15 protein-coding genes and 1 tRNA gene are annotated in these 18,823 nt (G+C 46.2%); 10 read left to right on the forward strand and 6 right to left on the reverse strand.

Annotated elements, in window-relative coordinates; translation table 11 throughout:
- Positions 1–117 precede the first annotated feature (117 nt).
- Positions 118–194, forward strand: a tRNA-Asp gene (locus VFDL14_RS02095).
- A 730-nt stretch (positions 195–924) separates the two neighbouring features.
- Here VFDL14_RS02095 and VFDL14_RS02090 read toward each other — a convergent pair.
- From VFDL14_RS02090 to hemC, 5 genes are all read right to left on the reverse strand, one after another.
- Entirely contained in the window at positions 925–1,257 is a 333-nt protein-coding gene (locus VFDL14_RS02090) for a c-type cytochrome (protein WP_032553339.1), read from the reverse strand.
- Positions 1,258–1,390: 133 nt separating this feature from the next.
- Complete coding sequence (locus VFDL14_RS02085) at positions 1,391–2,572, reverse strand: heme biosynthesis protein HemY (protein ID WP_032553340.1); 1,182 nt, start codon at positions 2,570–2,572, stop codon at positions 1,391–1,393.
- The gene (locus tag VFDL14_RS02080) at positions 2,572–3,792 is read right to left on the reverse strand and encodes a uroporphyrinogen-III C-methyltransferase (RefSeq protein ID WP_032553341.1); all 1,221 of its coding nucleotides are present in this window, start codon (positions 3,790–3,792) and stop codon (positions 2,572–2,574) included. The genes VFDL14_RS02085 and VFDL14_RS02080 overlap by 1 nt, the downstream gene beginning before the upstream one ends.
- Positions 3,793–3,811: 19 nt before the next feature.
- Positions 3,812–4,540 carry a uroporphyrinogen-III synthase gene (locus VFDL14_RS02075; RefSeq protein ID WP_032553342.1) on the reverse strand — a complete coding sequence of 243 codons (729 nt, stop codon included), beginning with the start codon at positions 4,538–4,540 and terminating at the stop codon, positions 3,812–3,814.
- A 2-nt stretch (positions 4,541–4,542) separates the two neighbouring features.
- The gene (gene hemC / locus VFDL14_RS02070) at positions 4,543–5,481 is read right to left on the reverse strand and encodes a hydroxymethylbilane synthase (protein WP_032553343.1); all 939 of its coding nucleotides are present in this window, start codon (positions 5,479–5,481) and stop codon (positions 4,543–4,545) included.
- Positions 5,482–5,823: 342 nt separating this feature from the next.
- Here hemC and VFDL14_RS02065 point away from each other — a divergent pair, with 342 nt between their 5' ends.
- Entirely contained in the window at positions 5,824–8,352 is a 2,529-nt protein-coding gene (locus tag VFDL14_RS02065) for a class I adenylate cyclase (RefSeq protein ID WP_032553344.1), read from the forward strand.
- Positions 8,353–8,419: 67 nt separating this feature from the next.
- On the opposite strand, the gene cyaY is transcribed toward VFDL14_RS02065, so the two are convergent.
- Positions 8,420–8,734 carry an iron donor protein CyaY gene (gene cyaY, locus VFDL14_RS02060; RefSeq protein ID WP_032553345.1) on the reverse strand — a complete coding sequence of 105 codons (315 nt, stop codon included), beginning with the start codon at positions 8,732–8,734 and terminating at the stop codon, positions 8,420–8,422.
- Between the two features lie 75 nt (positions 8,735–8,809).
- On the opposite strand from cyaY, the gene lptM reads away from it, so the two are divergent.
- The 8 genes from lptM (at position 8,810) to VFDL14_RS02025 (ending at position 18,764) form a co-directional block, all read left to right on the forward strand.
- A complete protein-coding gene (gene lptM, locus VFDL14_RS25135) occupies positions 8,810–8,926 on the forward strand; it encodes an LPS translocon maturation chaperone LptM (protein WP_032553346.1) in 117 nt (38 codons plus the stop codon).
- 48 nt (positions 8,927–8,974) lie between these two features.
- Entirely contained in the window at positions 8,975–10,228 is a 1,254-nt protein-coding gene (gene lysA, locus VFDL14_RS02055) for a diaminopimelate decarboxylase (protein ID WP_032553347.1), read from the forward strand.
- An 11-nt stretch (positions 10,229–10,239) separates the two neighbouring features.
- Positions 10,240–11,070, forward strand: a complete 831-nt coding sequence (gene dapF / locus VFDL14_RS02050) for a diaminopimelate epimerase (protein ID WP_032553348.1) — start codon at positions 10,240–10,242, stop codon at positions 11,068–11,070.
- Positions 11,071–11,099: 29 nt separating this feature from the next.
- Positions 11,100–11,801 carry a DUF484 family protein gene (locus tag VFDL14_RS02045; RefSeq protein ID WP_032553349.1) on the forward strand — a complete coding sequence of 234 codons (702 nt, stop codon included), beginning with the start codon at positions 11,100–11,102 and terminating at the stop codon, positions 11,799–11,801.
- Positions 11,767–12,699, forward strand: coding sequence for a tyrosine recombinase XerC (gene xerC, locus VFDL14_RS02040; RefSeq protein WP_032553350.1), 933 nt, complete (start codon positions 11,767–11,769; stop codon positions 12,697–12,699). Before VFDL14_RS02045 ends, xerC begins: the two co-directional genes overlap by 35 nt.
- A 9-nt stretch (positions 12,700–12,708) precedes the next feature.
- On the forward strand, positions 12,709–13,425 hold the full coding sequence (yigB, locus tag VFDL14_RS02035; RefSeq protein WP_032553351.1) for a 5-amino-6-(5-phospho-D-ribitylamino)uracil phosphatase YigB: 717 nt from the start codon (positions 12,709–12,711) through the stop codon (positions 13,423–13,425).
- Positions 13,426–13,584: 159 nt separating this feature from the next.
- On the forward strand, positions 13,585–16,080 hold the full coding sequence (locus VFDL14_RS02030) for an EAL domain-containing protein (RefSeq protein ID WP_032553353.1): 2,496 nt from the start codon (positions 13,585–13,587) through the stop codon (positions 16,078–16,080).
- A 203-nt stretch (positions 16,081–16,283) separates the two neighbouring features.
- On the forward strand, positions 16,284–18,764 hold the full coding sequence (locus tag VFDL14_RS02025) for an EAL domain-containing protein (RefSeq protein WP_032553354.1): 2,481 nt from the start codon (positions 16,284–16,286) through the stop codon (positions 18,762–18,764).
- Positions 18,765–18,823 lie beyond the last annotated feature (59 nt).

Here is an 18,823-nt window from a genome sequence, read left to right on the forward strand (position 1 = left end):
CGAACTCAGAAGTGAAACGCAATAGCGCCGATGGTAGTGTGGGGCTTCCCCATGTGAGAGTAGGACATCGCCAGGCTTTAAATTATGGACACTTGCTTAAAGCAAGTAAGCCACTGCGGAGTGGTAGTTCAGTTGGTTAGAATACCGGCCTGTCACGCCGGGGGTCGCGGGTTCGAGTCCCGTCCACTCCGCCACTTATACTAAGCCCAAGCATAACTGCTTGGGCTTTTTTACATTTGAATGATTGTATTCGCCCTTAAATCGAAAGAGTCCCGCAAAGGTTTGCCCGTTGTCCGCAACCAAGGCCACTCCACCATTTGTTAGAAAGCCTAGTCTTATGACTAGGCATTCGTCGTTTCTGAGGATAGGTATTTTGCTCTTCGAACAACGAGTCCTGGTGTGACCTTAGGCACTTAGTCACTTGTAGATAAGCCTTACTAGAAATTGCAGGGCTTCTTTATATCTGTCAGAAACATTTGTGTTGTTAGAGCTTGCGGATCGCATGCTAACGCACAGCAACTCAGCAGTGTTGTGATTTATTAGAAAGCCTAGTCTTGCGACTAGGTTTTTGTCGTTTCTAGGGAGGGGTATTTGTGGCTTCGATTAACAAATCCCAGCCACCTAAGAACCATGTTATACATTAAGGAGCACGTTAGATTTAGATATAGCTGTGATTGTTGGCGCCTATACAATCTATACATATGGTAGCTCGCCATTTCTAAGCCACATATTCCACCTAGCTCTCAGTTAGACTCTCTTTCTACTTAGCGTTTTAACTATTAGTAAAGTCTTCGTCATTCCCTAGACTGACGAAGCAAGGAGTAGGGAATCTAAATTCTTGCAGATATATAGAGTAAATTTCAAAGACAGATTAGTCGCGTAAGAAGTAAAACACCCAGCAATGGTTAGGTATTACACCAAGGGTTATTTGCTATTTATCTTTTCGATATAGGCAAAGATATCTTTGACATCCTTCTCACTTAAGACGGAATTCCAAGCGGGCATACCTTCATTACCATTTAACACGGTGTCGATGAGTTCTGCTTCACTTTCAAACCAAGAGTTCAATCCATCATAAATGTTCGAGGGCTGCTCTGAGAGCGCTTTTCCCGCAATACCATCACCTTGGCCAAGATCGCCATGGCAGGACACGCAGAGAGTCTTATAGGAGTTCTCTCCAGCTTCTATATCTAAGTTAGCTGCGTATGTATTGAAGCCAATAAAGCTAGTAAGTAATAGGGTGGCGAACTTTGACATGATGACTCTCACTCATGGTGTAATTTGGGAATGAAGTAAGAGTACGATAGGTGGTATGAATATTATCTGAATGAAATGTACAAAAAAGCCGATGCATCTCTGCATCGGCTTTGTGGTGTTGTCATTACGTTTGTTATGCCGACTTCACTAAGCCTAAAGCCTTACGTGAAACTTCATGGGCAGCTTTGGTTAGGTTCTGTTTCTCAAGAGCATCAGACAGGTAACCATAATCTGAAACGTTAGAACGAAGCTCTAGCGCTTTTTCAAAGTGCGCTTGCGCTTCTGTCCACTTTTGCTCTCTTAGGTAGAACTGCGCCAGAGCACTGTGGGCTTCTGCGTTGCTATCATCTTTCTTCACTGCTTTTTCTAGCATAACAACCACAGGGTGGTGGTCGGCTAGGTTAAGTTCTGGAAGCAATGTGTACAGCTCGTTTGATTCGCTCTTAGCAATGTTCTCTTTGATGACGGTGAATGCTTCTGAGTCTGCCTTACGAGCAATTAACTGTTTAACAAAACAAGAGACAAGGTGTGTACTTTGTTTTTGCTTGCGAGATAGCTTATTCCAGTGACTGATAAGTCCCTCGCTACCCTGTTGCTTAGCGACATCGTGCAGTAGACCACATTGTGCTTTTTGCTCCAATTCGACTTGTTCTTCTGCTGTGATTATCTTGCTTTTAACCAATTTAGGCGTTAGTTCAATCAGAGGCTGCCATAACTTCAGTTCAACGTAAGTCGTCTTTAATAGACCTAGAACAGCAGTGTTGCTTGGGTAGGTGCCTTTTAGGGTCGATAGAGTATCAAAAGCGGCTTCAAAGTTTCTCTCACTGATCTGCTGCTTAGCTTTAGTTAGTTCAACAGCAAGCTGAGAGTTATCTTGTTGGCTAGCAAGTTCGATGTACTTATCACGCTCATCTTTATTGCCTTGCTCATGTGCCGCTTGTGACGCTACTAGGTAGCAAAGTAGTGGCATGTCGTGGTGATTAGCCCAGCGCGTCACTTTTTTCTCTGCGCCTTTCCAATCACCTTCAAGCAGTTTAACGATACCTTCATTGGTGTAACGACGTGAACGTTTTTGCTTACGCACACTGAACCAGTTCCACGTGGTAGAACTTGCGTATACCACCTTCTTAAACAGGTACTCAAGGCCAAAGAGTGCAGCCAATAGCGCGATCACAAAGATAACCAAGGTAGTCACACTCATCTCAATTGTTTTATTGGCAATAGAGATCAGAACGTAGCCTTGTTGTCCCGAGAACTGTGTACCGACAAATAGACCGGCACCAAGGACTAAGAAAAGAAAAATCCAACGAATCATTATTTCTCCTCCTTGCTCGTCATTGTCGTGACTTCACGACGTAGACGGTCACGAATGACATCTGAAAGAGAGCTTTGAGACTCAAGCTTCACTGGATATTTTACAGTGATGTTTTGTTCGCTCAGTTGCTTGATGGCTTTCTCAAACTCGATTACCGAGTTGTTGTCTTGGTTCAGGTATGCTGTTGACCACTCGTTTGCAGTTTCTAGCGCTGCGGTATAGATATCACCTTGCTCTTTGTAAACCGCGCGGATTGCTGTCTCAAGCTTGCCCTTGATGTTTTCTCTTAAGTAAAAGTGTTGCTCTGGAGAAAGTAGGGGTACTACATCGCCATCACGGCTACGGAAAGTGATGAAGTTGCCTGAGAAATCTTTTAGTGAAGTCATCAGGTTGGTTTGCCAGTCGTTGATGTCTCCAGAAACCACTTCTTTTTTCTGTTCTTGTGCTTCAGGCAAGATTGCATTTGCCAGTGGTAGAGTATCGACTTGTTGTTGCAGACTGGTTAGGCGTAGCACTAAGCCGTCACGATCGATCAGTGGGATAGTGCGAAGCTTAGTAATATCGTTCGCCATGGATTGGCGCAGTGATACTAGGCTTGGATCGTTCAGTGCAGCAATGCGTTGGTCAGCACTTTCCATTAGCTTAGTTGCACTGACAGCGTCGTGTTCCAAGAACAACTTACGCCCTGCTAGTTTTACTAGGTAGTCTGCCTCTGCAAGTAACCAATCATTTGGTCTGCGACCTTTCACGTCAGCGACAGCAAGCTGTAGGCTTTGAATGCTTTTCTCTTGTTGAGCTTGTACAACCTGTGTTTTTTGAACAGCTTGAGACGCCTCTTGAATGGTCTCTTGCTTCACAGCTTGTAGGTCTTTGTTAACTGCCGATTGGGTATTTTCCAACTGAGATTGAAGGGCTGCAATTTGCGCCGAGTATTCAGCATTTTTTTGCTGCATTTGGAAAGCGATACCGCCACTGAAGATAATAGAGATCGCGATGGCAATCGCACCAAACTTAACGCCGCGTTTGCCTTGCTTTTCAGCTTTAGCGATAAGCTCATTTTCTTCCGACGTTGTTTGAGGCTTGGTTTGTGGCTCTTCTGGTTTTGGGGCCTCTGCTTTTGTCTCTTCAGAACTTTCAGAGACAACATCATCTTGAACTACCGGCTGAGTTTCTGGACTTTTTTCAGGTTCAATATGCTCGTTATTTTTTTTGCTTGTCATGCTTATTTCCTGTTTCTAGCTAAGGCTGGAGAGCAGCCAGTAATATTGGGTTTGTCGCACTTGTCGTATTCGTAACTGTTGAATACCCAAGCTGTTGGGCTCGTTCTGCAATGCGTTGGCTTGGGACAAATAGATGTCTTGTGAAAAGCCAATTCGAATACTCATCAGGTGTATTAGAGGTAAAGTACTCCAATTGCTCCTGACTGGTGATGACAATTTTTGAAATCTTTTGTTCAACCCATAGAGGGTAAGTATTGTGGTGGTTTATCGGAATATATTCTCTACGGTAGGTCTCACAATAGGAGACTCGTGCTCCTTGATTGACAAGAGATTCGCGTATTAGCTCGCGCCCACCGTTTCCACGCAGTATTAAGATCGCCTTATCTTGCACATTTCTTAGCTCTGGCAGCCTAAGAAGGTGTTCACTATCACTCACTTGTGGGTAGTTTACTTTTTGTTTACAAGCTTTGCTTAAAATGTGCGCGGTTTTTTGACCAACGCCAAGGTATAGAGCGGAACTGGGCCAACTTTGGTTACTTTGTGCAAGAATTCGTTGAGCCGAGGTCACGGCGTGTTGACTGACAGCAATGATAATATCGCTGGTTTGTAACAGGTCAGAAAGCGGTTTGGAGGGAGAGTTGTCAACGATGCGAATCAGTGGATGATGGATCGCAGCGATTCCATCATCCACGAGCTGTTGGCAAAGCGCTTGCCCTTCAAGACCAGGGCGAGTTACCAACACCGTCATGATTAGTCTTGGTCAGCGTAAAGCTTAGTTAGGATTTCACGGGCGCCATCATCAAGAAGTTGATTCGCAAGCTTAACACCTAATGCTTCTGCATCTTTACGTGGGCCTTTGATCTCACCGCGTACCATTTTTGAGCCGTCCGGCTCGCCAACAAGTGCACGTAACCAGATGTCATCACCGTCTAGTAGTGAGTAACTACCGATTGGCACCTGACAACCGCCTTCTAGAGTTAGGTTCATTGCACGCTCACACAGGACGCGATCAGCCGTATCTTGGTGATTTAACGGCTCTAGCAGTTTGATTAATCGTTCATCATCCAAACGACATTCGATACCAACAGCGCCTTGACCAACAGCCGGAAGAGACTGCTCTGGCTCAATGAAGCTGCGGATACGTTCTTCTAGCTCTAGACGTTTTAGGCCTGCGGCAGCAAGGATGATTGCGTCGTATTGGCCATCATCGAGTTTGCCTAAGCGGGTACCAACGTTGCCGCGTAGTTCTTTGATTACAAGGTCTGGGCGATATTCCATAAGTTGGCATTGACGGCGCAGACTACATGTACCAACAACGGCACCTTGAGGCAGCTCATCAATGTTGTTGTAGGTGTTAGATACGAAAGCGTCGCGTGGGTCTTCACGCTCACAGATCGTCACCAGACCCAAACCTTCAGGGAAGTCGACAGGCACATCTTTCATTGAGTGAACCGCTAGGTCAGCACGGCCTTCTAGCATCGCGACTTCAAGCTCTTTCACGAACAGGCCTTTACCGCCAACTTTCGCCAACGGCGTATCGAGAATGATGTCGCCTTTAGTAACCATGGTCACTAACTCAACTTCTAAACCAGGGTGCGCAGCTTGAAGGGCATCCCTTACAAAGTAGGCTTGCCAAAGAGCAAGTGGGCTTTTTCGAGTGGCGATACGGATTGGAGTTGATTGTGTCATGGTGATTCCGATATGAGTCTGTAATAGCCTAATCCTAACACTCTGGGCTGAAAATTCTTACTGTTAGATCATTGCGAGCTTTGATAGATAAAGGAATTTCATTACTTAACCAAAATAGTGTGATTGGTATCTCATTTGAAACATGGGCTATTATTAGAAATAGTCAATAAAGAGGACACTACCATGCCGTGGATTTAGCGTTTTTCCTAGACGAACAAAGGTGGCAGCATCGCCAGCTTTGCTTTACCATTAAAGGTAAAAGTGTTAAATTGATCACGTTTTGTTGTTGCTTTCGTTCAGTAACTAAACAGAAGTGCATTTAATCTCAACCAAGGACTTACCTTGCAGGCATACACTCAGACTTTGATTCAGCGATTGGATAATCTAAATCAACAGCGCATTGATCGTGCGTTGGCGTTGATGGATTTGCAAAGTCAGCGCGTATTCCATCTTATCCCCGCACTGCTTCACTACAACCACCCAATGATGCCTGGTTTTTATGACCAACAAGTTCCTTTTGGAATTCGTAGCTTCACGCCTAATGAATTCCAAAAGCAATTTGTCGAAGATACTGAGCTTACGTTAGGCGGTAAGCTCGCCGAAACGGATAACCCTGAGATCCTTGGTCTTTACACCATGGGCAGTACATCTTCTATTGGTCAAAGTACTTCGAGTGACCTTGATATCTGGGTGTGTGTATCACCGGATATGGATGGTGGTGCTCGCGATAGTTTGACCAACAAGTGTCTATTGATTACCGATTGGGCTCAGACACTTGGCGTTGAAGCTAACTTCTTCCTGATGGATGAGCAGCGCTTCCGCTCGAACTATTCAGAGGAGATGACCGGTGATAACTGCGGATCTTCTCAGCATCTACTGCTACTGGATGAGTTCTATCGTTCTGCTGTGCGATTAGCGGGTCAACGCCTACTTTGGCAGATCATCCCTCCAGAAATGGAAGAGTGTTACGACGAATATGTGCAGGATCTTTGTAGCAAGGGTTACATCGATTGCTCTCAGTGGATTGATTTCGGCAAATTAAACCGAATTCCAGCGGAAGAGTACTTCGGCTCTAACCTGTGGCAGCTGTACAAGAGTATCGACTCTCCGTACAAATCGGTTTTAAAAGCGATCTTGTTAGAGGCTTACTCGTGGGAGTACCCACACACTCAACTTTTGAGTATCGATACTAAGCGTCGTTTCTTTGCTGATGAACCAGACCTATATGGGATGGACAGCTACTATTTGATGCTTGAGAAGGTAACTCGTTACCTTGAACGCATTAACGATGACACACGTCTTGATCTTGTTCGCCGCTGTTTCTATCTCAAAACTCATGAGAAGTTATCGCGTGAGGCAGGAGTAGGGTCAGTCGCTTGGCGCCGTGAAGCGTTAACTGAGATGACTCAATCTTGGAATTGGGATCATGAGACCATCGTTGAGCTGGATAACCGTCGTAACTGGAAGGTTGAGCAAGTTAAAGTTGTACACCACGCCCTGTTAGATGCGTTGATGCTCAGCTATCGTAATCTGATTCAGTTTGCGCGTCGCAACGACATCACCTCGGCAATCAGCCCGCAAGACATCAGCATTCTTGCTCGCAAGCTGTATGCAGCATTTGAGGTACTACCGGGTAAAGTAACACTTCTAAACCCTCAGATTTCTCCGGATCTACATGAGCCCGATCTGAGCTTTATTGAGGTAAGACAGGGCCAAACCAACAAAGCGGGTTGGTATCTGTATAAGCAGCCGCTGATTGCACACCGAATTCTGGGACAACCATCGCTTGAGCACCATGAGTACTTGAGTAAGTTGGTTGCGTGGTCGTTCTTTAATGGATTGATCACTGAGTCAACACGCCTACACTCTGTGGTTCGTGACGCACACATTGATATCGATAAGTTCTACCAGATGGTGAGCGACCTGCGTAATACCTTCTCACTGCGCAAGCGCCGTCCGAGTATGCAAGCACTGGCGAGCCCGTGTGAGATCAGCCAGTTGGCGATGTTCATTAACTTTGAGAATGACCCAACCTCAGAATTGAGTGCTCGCTCTTTAAAAGTTGATTTGAAGAGTGCGGATATCTTCAGTTTTGGTGAAGAAGGCCAGAGCCTAGTGGGTAGTGTTGATTTGGTTTACCGTAACTCTTGGCATGAAGTGAGAACGCTTCATTTCCAAGGTGAGACGGCGATGCTTGACGCACTAAAAACGGTACTGGGTAAGATGCACCAAGATGCGTTGCCACCAGAGTCGGTGGATGTGTTCTGTTACAGCAAAAACCTACGCGGTGTGATTCGTAATATGGTTTACCAACTGCTGGCAGAGTGTATTGACCTGCGCTTGAAACCTATCGAGCAAGAGAAGCGTCGTCGATTTAAAGCCATTCGTCTGGCGAATAAGATGTTTGGTCTGTTCTTCGAGCGTCGTGGCGTATCTGTGCAGATGCTGGAAAACTCGGTCGACTTCTATCGCAGCATCTCAACCAATAAGCTGAAAGGCTCTCCGCTGCTCATGCTGGATAAAGAGCAAGAGTACCAATTGCCAGAAGTAGTGGATGGCTTTGCTAGTGAAGGCTTGATTCAGTTCTTCTTTGAAGATACCGATCAGGGTTTCAATATCTACGTATTAGATGAGTCGAATCAGGTTGAGGTTTACCACCAATACAGTGGTCAGAAAGACGAGATGATTGCGAGTGTGAACTCTTTCTACACCTCTGTGAAAGATGACTCTAAGGTGGCTTCGAAGCTGATTAACTTCAATCTTCCTCAGTATTATCAGATTGTTCACCCTGACGATGGGCAATCTTACGTGGTGCCTTACCGTAACGATGCCACGCTTTCTTCGCGTAATTCAAAGATCGCTAACGTTTAGCAACAAAAAAAGGAGTGACTGAGTCGCTCCTTTTTACATTGGTCGCTTTGGGGTATCCATTGGTAGATTAAACCCAGTCGATCTCTTCACCAGCGTGCTTCTCACACTCAGTTTTCACCATTTCAAATAGCTCCATGCCTGTCTTTGAGCATGTCCATTTGTCTTCAATTAATTTGAAGTGAAAGCCGCCTGACTTAGAGGCTAGCCAGATCTCTTTCATCGGTTCTTGGCGGTTGATGATGATTTGACTGCGGTCTTCAAACTCTAGCGTCATCACGTTGCCAGTCACTTCATAATCGATGTCTGCCTCTGATTCATCGATCGCTTCTTCGATGTTTTGCATCTGTATATCGACTAGCTGATGAAATTCAGTATCGTTCATCCTTTCTATCCTATTGCTTTTCTTGAGTGTGGTGCGATTATAGGGGGCATTGAGTTAATAATCACGATATGCAAAATGAAAAAGTTAATTACCGCTCTGTTTATGTTGTCTGTTATTGGTCTTTCGGGCTGTGGTCAAACTGGTCCGCTCTACTTACCTGATGATGCGCAGCAAAATGAACAATCGCAATAAGTGAATCAACAATGTAGTAGCAATCGTAACGGATAAGGGATAAGAATTTTGGATTACTTCAACTATCAGGATGATGGCCAGCTTTGGGCTGAGAACGTCGCACTTTCACAACTGGCAGAGCAATACGGCACGCCACTGTACGTATATTCTCGTGCCACTCTAGAACGTCACTGGAATGCGTTCGACTCTTCTGTGGGCGAGCACCCTCACTTGGTTTGCTATGCCGTAAAAGCAAACTCTAACCTAGGTGTACTAAATACACTGGCAAGATTGGGCTCTGGCTTCGATATCGTATCTGGTGGTGAACTGGAACGTGTTATTGCAGCAGGTGGTGATCCATCTAAGGTTGTGTTCTCTGGTGTGGGCAAAACAGCTGCAGAGATGAAGCGTGCGCTTGAGTTGAAGATTAAGTGTTTTAACGTTGAATCAGAGCCTGAGCTAGAGCGCCTGAATAAGGTTGCTGGCGAGCTTGGTGTGAAGGCGCCAATTTCTCTGCGTATTAACCCAGACGTTGATGCAAACACTCACCCTTATATCTCTACTGGTCTGCGCGACAACAAATTTGGTATCGCTTTTGACCGTGCACCAGCAGTTTACGCGTTTGCCCAGAAGCTAGAAAACCTAGAGATTCATGGTATTGATTGCCATATTGGTTCACAGCTAACAGACATTGAACCTTTTATTGATGCGACCGACCGTTTATTGGCTCTGATCGACCAACTGCGTGCTGATGGCATTAATATTAAGCATCTTGATGTCGGTGGCGGTTTAGGTGTTGTCTACCGTGACGAATTACCACCTCAACCATCAGACTACGCGAAGGCGTTGCTGGCTCGACTGGATAATCATGCTGATCTAGAGCTGATTTTCGAACCTGGACGAGCGATTGCGGCTAACGCTGGTGTATTATTAACAAAAGTCGAATTCCTAAAACCGACTGAACATAAGAACTTTGCCATCATCGATGCTGCGATGAACGACTTGATGCGTCCTGCGCTATACCAAGCATGGCAAGACATTGTCCCTGTTGTTCCTCGTGAAGGTGAAGCAGTGACTTATGATTTAGTGGGTCCTATCTGTGAAACTGGTGATTTCCTAGGTAAAGATCGTGCGCTTGTTCTTGAAGAGGGCGATCTCCTAGCGGTGCGTTCTGCAGGTGCTTATGGCTTCGTGATGTCATCGAACTACAACACTCGCTCACGAGCAGCAGAAGTGATGGTTGATGGCGATAAAACTCACCTTGTTCGTCAGCGTGAAGAGCTAACGAGCTTGTGGGAACTTGAAAACATTCTTCCGGAGTAAGTTTAAGCGTTATGCACTTCCACTTTTCAAAAATGCATGGTTTGGGCAATGATTTCATGGTCGTGGACTGCATTACTCAAAACATCTTCTTCTCTCCAGACTTGATCCGCCGTTTGGCGGATCGTCATACCGGTGTTGGTTTCGACCAATTGCTGGTGGTTGAGGCTCCTTACGACCCAGAGACCGACTTCCACTATCGTATTTTTAATGCCGATGGCAGTGAAGTCGAACAGTGTGGTAACGGTGCTCGTTGTTTTGCTCGCTTCGTGCGAATGAAAGGGCTGACCAACAAGTACAGCATTAACGTGAGTACTAAGAAAGGTAAGATGGTTCTCAAGATTGAAGAGAACGATCAAATCACGGTTAACATGGGCGTGCCTGAGTTCGAACCAAGCAAGATCCCTTTCAAAGCCAAGCAGCCAGAGAAAACTTACATCCTGCGTACCGATGAACACACACTATTCTGTGGCGCGGTCAGCATGGGCAATCCTCACGTGGTGACCGTCGTCGATGATGTTGATACCGCGGATGTTGATACCATTGGCCCACTGTTGGAGTCTCATGAGCGCTTCCCTGAGCGTGTAAATGCGGGCTTTATGCAGGTAGTGACGCGTGATGAAGTTCGCCTACGTGTTTACGAGCGTGGTGCGGGTGAGACACAAGCGTGTGGAAGCGGTGCTTGTGGTGCGGTTGCTGTCGGTATCACTCAGGGCTTGCTGTCTAACGACGTTAAAGTGAGCCTGCCAGGTGGCGACCTCCAGATCAGTTGGCAAGGGCCAGGTAAACCACTGTTTATGACTGGACCTGCAACACACGTCTTTGACGGTCAGCTCTCTTGCTGATCACCATGAATAATAAATAAGGATAGGTTTTGTCTTACGTAGAAGCCGATGCGCTAACGGCAGAAGTGGTTGCTGAATATTTGCGTGATAACCCAGACTTCTTCCAAGATAGGAAAGAGCTGGTGGATCGCTTGGCGATTAACAGTGTAGAGCAGGGGGCTGTCTCTTTGGTCGAAGTGCAGTTGAAGCGTCAGCGACAGCGCATTGAAGAGCTTGAAGAAGAGATCACCAGCTTAATGTCACTAGCAGCCAATAACGATAAAACCTTTTATGAATTTATGGCACTGCAAGATCAAGTACTGAAGTGTCGTGACTTCATGCAGGTGATTAAAGCGGTAGAGCAGAAGGCAACTGAGCTTGGCTTGAAAGCGTATGTGCGTATTCTTTCTCAGAGCGGTTTCTATCAGCTTAGTGATGAGGGTTACGCGAAATTCTCGTTGAACCATCTTAATGGGAAAGATGCGTATCTTGGGCGTTTGAGAAAGACCGATCGCCAAGACCTATTTGGCGAACAATCGGCTCCTGAGCTAGGATCGTATGTAGTGCTGCCGTTGGCAAAACAGTCTCCGATTGGGTTGTTGGCCTTCTCTAGTGAAGATGGTGGTCACTTTCAGCCCTACATGGACACCCTTTTCTTGCGTCATTTAGCACTCGTTGTTGCTCATATGGCAGAGACCTTACCTTGGCAGATTGATAATGAGCCTAGAGCCCAACACACCTCTTCCCAATAGCCTTCAAAAACCACTTTCTCGTTTCTATGAATACCTGAGAAGCGAGAAAGGTCTGAGCCTGCACACGCAACGCAATTATAAACAGCAGCTAGAAACTATGGCAGCCCAATTGGTGACTCTAGGTCTTAAAGACTGGCAGCAAGTTGACGCTGCGTGGGTGCGCCAGTTAGCTAGTAAAGGCATGCGTGAAGGGATTAAGGCGAGCAGCTTGGCGACACGTCTCTCCTCATTGCGCAGTTTCTTTGATTTCTTGGTGCTGCGAGGCGAGATCTCGGCAAACCCTGCCAAGGGCGTATCAGCACCGCGTAAGCAGCGTCCGTTACCAAAGAACCTTGACGTCGATGAAGTCGGGCAGCTGCTTGAGGTCGATGAAAGCGATCCTTTGGCGATTCGAGATCGTGCGATGATGGAAGTGATGTACGGTGCCGGTCTGCGTCTTGCAGAATTGGTGGGCATCAACCTGAAGGACATTCAGGCGCGTCAGGGTGAGATTCGAGTTATCGGTAAGGGTGATAAAGAGCGCAAGGCGCCTTTTTCTGGACAAGCCAAGGAGTGTGTTGAGAAATGGCTAAAGGTGCGTGGTGAATTTGCCGCTCCTGGAGAGCCTGCACTGTTTGTCTCTAAGCTGGGTACGCGTATTTCGCACCGCAGTGTTCAGAAGCGTATGGAAGAGTGGGGTAAGAAGCAGGCGGTGGCCAGTCATATTAGCCCACATAAGCTTCGTCACTCGTTTGCGACTCATGTACTGGAGTCCAGTCAGAACCTAAGGGCAGTTCAAGAACTCTTAGGGCATGAAAACATCTCAACGACCCAGATCTATACACACTTGGACTTTCAACACTTGGCACAAGCGTATGATCAGGCGCACCCAAGAGCCCGTAAAAGAAACAAAGAATAAGAGGCATAGATGCAACTCTACCGTGGATTGAACCCGATTAAGGCGATGACGTTTGACCTAGATGACACACTTTATGATAACTGGCCTGTGATCATGAAAGTGGAAAAGGAGATGGCGAAGTGGCTGTTCAGTGAGCATCCTGTATCGTCAACTTTGTCGCTGGATGAGTGGCACCAAGTGAAGGTTCAGGTCGCGCAGGCCAATCCTGAGTTAAAGCATGATGTGACTCTATGGCGTGAAACACAGATCAAACACGGGTTGATGCAGCTTGGTTACACAGAGGCGCAAGCGACGGCGGCGGCGAAATCAGGTATAGAGCATGCATTGTGGCTAAGAAACCAAGTCGATGTCCCTCAAGAGACACACCGCGTGATGCAAGCCTTGAGTGAAAAATTGCCTTTAGTCGCAATCACTAACGGCAATGTCGATCCACATAAAATTGGCTTAGGTGATTACTTTCAACTGATATTGAAAGCTGGACCCGATGGGAGAGCCAAGCCCTACCCAGACATGTTTACTCAAGCGCAAGAGCACCTAGGCATTAAAGCCGAACACATCTTGCATGTGGGTGATCACCTAATCAGTGATGTTTACGGAGCTAAGGTCAGTGGTTTTCAGGCGTGCTGGTTTAATGACAAAAACGTAAATATTCAGCAAGCATCGAAAGCTCGTGTGTTGCCTGATATCGAAATTTCACAATTACGAGATCTTATGCGACTAATTTAATCGCTACTCCAAGCTTATGTCGCATTTATCATAGGGTCTTGTTACATTAAGTTCCGTTTAAGAAGCTATTTTGGCTTTTTTAATCGGCAGCTGCTTTCATCGTATTAATATCCACTAAAGCCGTTGTCCTCTCTTAATACGATTACAACAAGGCTTGGCATGCATACCTATACTTTTCTCGTAACCTCTGAGGAATCCTTAGAATCTTATCTACAACAAAAAGAGTGGCATGCCAATAAACAGTACCTTATCCAGTTACACTCGACACTTTCCAGCCAATCTGCGAGTCGCCTAGCCGACATCACACTTACTTATCTCAAAGACGCGACCCTAATTGGTCAGAGCGTTCAGCATATGATTCACAATAATCGTCAGGTGAGTAGTGGAAGTTTACTGATGATCAGTGAGTTTGAGGAGACGACGCTAAGTTCGACGGTTGTGCCATTTAGCGGCAAAACTGGGTTAGATGGATTAGCGCTGGTTAACGCACTGAACCTGACTGAACATAGCCAAACCGTGATCAGTATTTGTGACCAAGTCGAGGGCTGCGATTACCCAATCTATACCGGTTTTGACACACTGCCTTATTCGGTACCGGTGGCTGGTGGTTTGTGTCATGAGAATGCTTATGGCCGCTGGGTGATGTATAACGGCCAGGTCTATCAACACGCTTGTGTTGCGGTGGCACTGCATAACCCTAACTTAAAGGTGTGGTCGGGTGCTTATTCTGAGTGGAATCCGATCGGCATGAAGCTTAGGGTCACTCGTGCTGAAGGGCATCGTTTGTACAGTCTCAACGATAAGCCTGCTATTGAGGTATTTAAGCACTACCTCGCCGACGGTAAAGATATTCCCTTTAGCCAGCTAATGAGCTTCCCCCTGTATCGTGAATCCGGCAGAAAAAAGGGTATCTCGACTCCGCTGCGAATCAATGATGATGGCAGTATCGAGTTTGATAGCGCTTGGCAAGTCGGTGAAGAGGCTCAGTTCTGCTACAACCATCCGTCACTCACTGCAGAGAAGGTACGCCACGGCGCGGAAGTGCTAGCGATGCACCAGCCGGAGTCGGTGATGATCTACAACTGTGTATCACGCTTAGAGTTCATTGATAGTCGTACCGAGTTGAAGCCGTTTGAAGGGGTTGTTGATGCATGCGGTGCCTACTGCATGGGTGAGTTGTATCGAACAGACACTCAACAAGAGATCTTGCACCACAGCCTGACTTATGTCGCGATGCGTGAATCTCACGAGTTGATTGAGTATAGCCGAACGGATGCTCATACCGATTCGATGGTGTCGCCTCTGCTTAATTTGGTGAGAAATGCCGTTGCTGACCTCGACCACATGAACAGCCAGATGGAGAAGAAGCTTCATCAACAAGCGCGTCGCCTTACTGAAAGTTATCGCGTAGATTCGCGCACCGGTTTGCCAAATCGCATTGTGTTAAAGGAGCAGCTCAATAGCATCAAGAGTTCTGAGCATCTGCTTACCTTAAAGCTAACTAACTTCCACCAAGTGAATGAAAAGTATGGTTACCAAGTGGGTGACCAGCTGCTAAGGGATCTCTCTAATCATTTTATTGAACGACTTGAGAACAATGTGAAGCAAGACTCTCTTGAGCGAGTCGAGTTGTTTAGCATCGGTGTTGGTGAGTGGGCGATCATTTTTGATGCCAAGGTCGAAAGTGAGCGGATTAAATATCGATTTGCCCAGTTTGCCGATGACATTGAGCACATCAATTTTGAACCCTATGGTTTGGCGGACGTCGATTATCTCTCTGTGTCACTGTGTGGTGGCTTTGCTAGCCGCTGCGACTTTACTGAAGATAGTGGTGAAGAGATCCTACTAAAAGCCATTGAAGCACGGCGCTATGGAGTGCGTAACAATACTCATATTACTAACGCTAAAGACATTCAGGTTAGTGAAGAAGACCGCAAAGACCAGTTGGGTTGGCTCTCTTGTGTGAGTCGTGCCATTTTAAGTCAGAATATCATCACTTACACACAGCCTATCGTTGCTGCTGGCAGTCATCAAGAGGTGAGCCAAGAGTGTTTAGTTCGCATTATGGACGACGGAACCATAGTACCTCCGGGTAAGTTTCTGCCTATCATTGCTGACACGCATCTCTACACGCGCTTAAGTCGCCACATGATTAAGAACACGATTGGTTATATGTCAGACAAGCAGGGTGCATTCTCGATCAATTTGTCACCACAAGACCTTTTGAGTGATAAAACCTTGATGATTCTAGAGACGGCGATTCAAGGTATGAACGACCCAACAAGGCTGGGTTTAGAAGTGTTAGAGTCTGAGCAGATCAAAGACTACGGGCGAATGATTGAAGTGTGTGACCACTTCAGGGCTCTAGGTGCTCGAATTATCGTTGATGACTTTGGCTCTGGTTACTCTAACATTGATGAAATCATCAAATTAGAACCTCAGATCATTAAGCTAGATGGCAGTCTGATTCGTAACATTGATAAAGACCCAAAACAGCGCAGTATCGCCGCTCAATTGGTTAAGTTGTGTCAGGTCTTTAATGCTAAGACGGTAGCTGAGTTTGTTCACAATCAACAGGTGTGTGAACTCGCGGAAGATATGGGGATCGACTACCTACAAGGCTACTACTTTGGCGAACCTAAACGTTTGTTCTAACAAAAACGTTTCGATTAAAGGCCCTTAATACACAGTGTGATGTGCACACAGATCTCGAGAAATTCGCTGCATATTCTATGATTTATTAAGGAATCATCCTTTACTGAGCTCACAGATCTTACAGGATGATTGTAAGTAATACGTGCAAGGCTTATCGATAATCAGCACAATAACAAATCATTAATGCAGCGATTAATGTGGTTATGCAGTCATTTTCTCTCTTTATACATGATATAGAGCAGCTTGCAGTTGAGTTAGAGACTGTGAGTTTCGCAACCAGCGATACGCTTTTGGTCCAGGTTTTCTCTTCTTTTGAGCAAGAGAGAGTAGAGGCTGCGTGTCAGATTATTCACGCGCGTTTCCCTGATTGCACTTCCATCGGCTGTAGCGCTGAACATTTTATTGATAGGGGTGAGCTAAGGCATCAAGGATTGTTGGTTGTCTTTAGTTGGTTCTCTTCGACAACGATTAGCTCAGCCGTGGTTCCATACAGTGATGACTTGGCTCGCGATAGCGATAATATGCTACGCCAACTCGAATGCCACGATGGCACCCAAACGGCGATCTGTTTTGTTGATCGTCTGACGCTTGATAAAAACGATCTCTTCTATGCTTTTGAGCGCTCTGACCTCAATATTCCAATCTGTGGCGGTGCGTCAACCATTACCTCATCTGGGCGTTGGGTGATGAGTAACGGGCGTTGCTATCAAGAAGCCTATGTGATGGCTGCGCTGCATAGTGAAAAGCTCGCTGTGAATCGCGGCTATTTCACCGAGTGGAATCCTATTGGCAAAACCTTCCGTGTTACTGCTGCTCAAGGTTCTCATCTGATTCAACTTGATGGTGTGCCAATTCGGGAGCTTTATAACCGCTACCTTGCTGATGGCCTTGAAGTCCCTTTTGAACAATTGCACAACTTCCCGTTGATGGTCGGAGATCCAAAACAACAGAATATCTATTTACCGATCAGGATTGCTGACAATGAGGAAATGGAGTTCAGCGGCGAGTTTGAAGTCGGTGAAGAGGTGCGCTTTTGCTACGATCACCCATCACTAACCCTAGAACAAGTTAGATTGGGGGTTGAGCAGGCAGCGTTACATTCGCCTGAGTGCTTTTTTGTCTATAACTGCACCTCCCGTTTGGACTTCATTGAAGGAAACCAAGAAGTCGAGATCTTCCAGAAGCTGACCGACACTTATGGCGTTTACTGCATGGGTGAGCTCTTCTATGAACAAGGTCAGCAACGCCTGTTGCATCACAGCTTAACCTATATGGCACTCAGCGAAGGGGACAGCGCCAACTGTCGCCAATTAAGTAGTCAACCTGCCAGCAATATTTCACCCCTGTTTTCACTGATTCGTAATGCCTTAATGGATGTGGATGACATGAACAACAGCATGGTCAACAAGATTCAACAGCAGGCGAGTGCTCTAACCGCCAGTTATCGTGTTGACCGTCGTACGGGTTTACCTAACCGCAGTGTGTTGCGTGAAAGGTTGGCTCGAATGGGCGGCGCTAGCCACTTGCTGACGCTTAAGGTCACGACGTTTAGTCAGATTAATGAGAAGTACGGCTATCGCGTTGGGGACAAGCTTCTTAATGACCTGAGTGATCACTTCCAAAGCTCACTGACTCGCTTTTTTGAACAAGAGTGTCAGCTATATAGCGTGGGCATCGGTGAGTGGGCGGTAGTATTCGATAGCTTGGCAAGCGATGAGTACATACAACAACGCTTCTCTGAGTTTGCTGATGAAACCGAGCATGTGAACTTTGAGCCTATGGGGCTTCCTGATATTGATTACTTGTCAGTATCGATTGGTGCTGGAATTGCCAGTCGCCGTGATTTTCCAACAACGTCCATTGATGATTTGTTGCTGAAGTCCATAGATGCGCGCCGCAGCGCAGTGAGTCACAATAAGCATTTGGTTAACGCAAAGACCTTGGTTCAGCGAGAGAAGCAGCGTCAAGAGCAGCTTCGTTGGTTATCTTGTGTTAGCCGAGCTGTGATGAATCAGAATGTGGTAGCCTGTTCTCAACCGATCGTATCGGCGCACACCCACCAAGTAGAGAGCCATGAATGTTTAGTTCGAATTGAGGAAGAGGGTGAGCTGATCACTCCGGGACGCTTCTTACCGATTATTGAGGGAACTCATCTTTATACCCGCTTAAGCCGTCAGATGATTTCGCGCACCTTTGACTTTATGAGTACGAGAACCGACTCATTCAGTATCAACCTTGCACCACAAGACTTTACCAATGAGAAAACGGTGCTGCACCTTGAGCAAGCAATCAAAAGCATCAGTCATCCTCAGCGAATAGGTTTAGAGGTATTAGAAACCGAACAGATCAAAGACTACGGTCGCTTGATTGAAATCTGTAATCACTTTAGAGAGCTTGGTGTGAACATTATTGTTGATGACTTTGGTTCTGGATATTCCAATATTGATGAGATCCTCAAGCTAGAGCCTCAGGTGATTAAGCTTGATGGGAGTTTGATTCGCAATATTGATCAGGATAAGAAGCAGCGCAAGATAGCTCAGCAGTTGGTCAGCTTGTGTCAGATTCTCAATGCTAAAACCGTGGCAGAGTTTGTTCACAATCAAGAGGTGTGTCGCATCGCAGAAGATATGGGGGTCGATTACCTACAAGGTTACTTCGTCGGCGAACCCACGCGTTTGTTCTAATATTCGAACGATTGTTTCACGTGAAACGTAAAGAGCGAGCCAAGGCTCGCTCTTTTATT

Source organism: Vibrio fortis (assembly GCF_000695685.1).
Classification (GTDB): domain Bacteria; phylum Pseudomonadota; class Gammaproteobacteria; order Enterobacterales; family Vibrionaceae; genus Vibrio; species Vibrio fortis_A.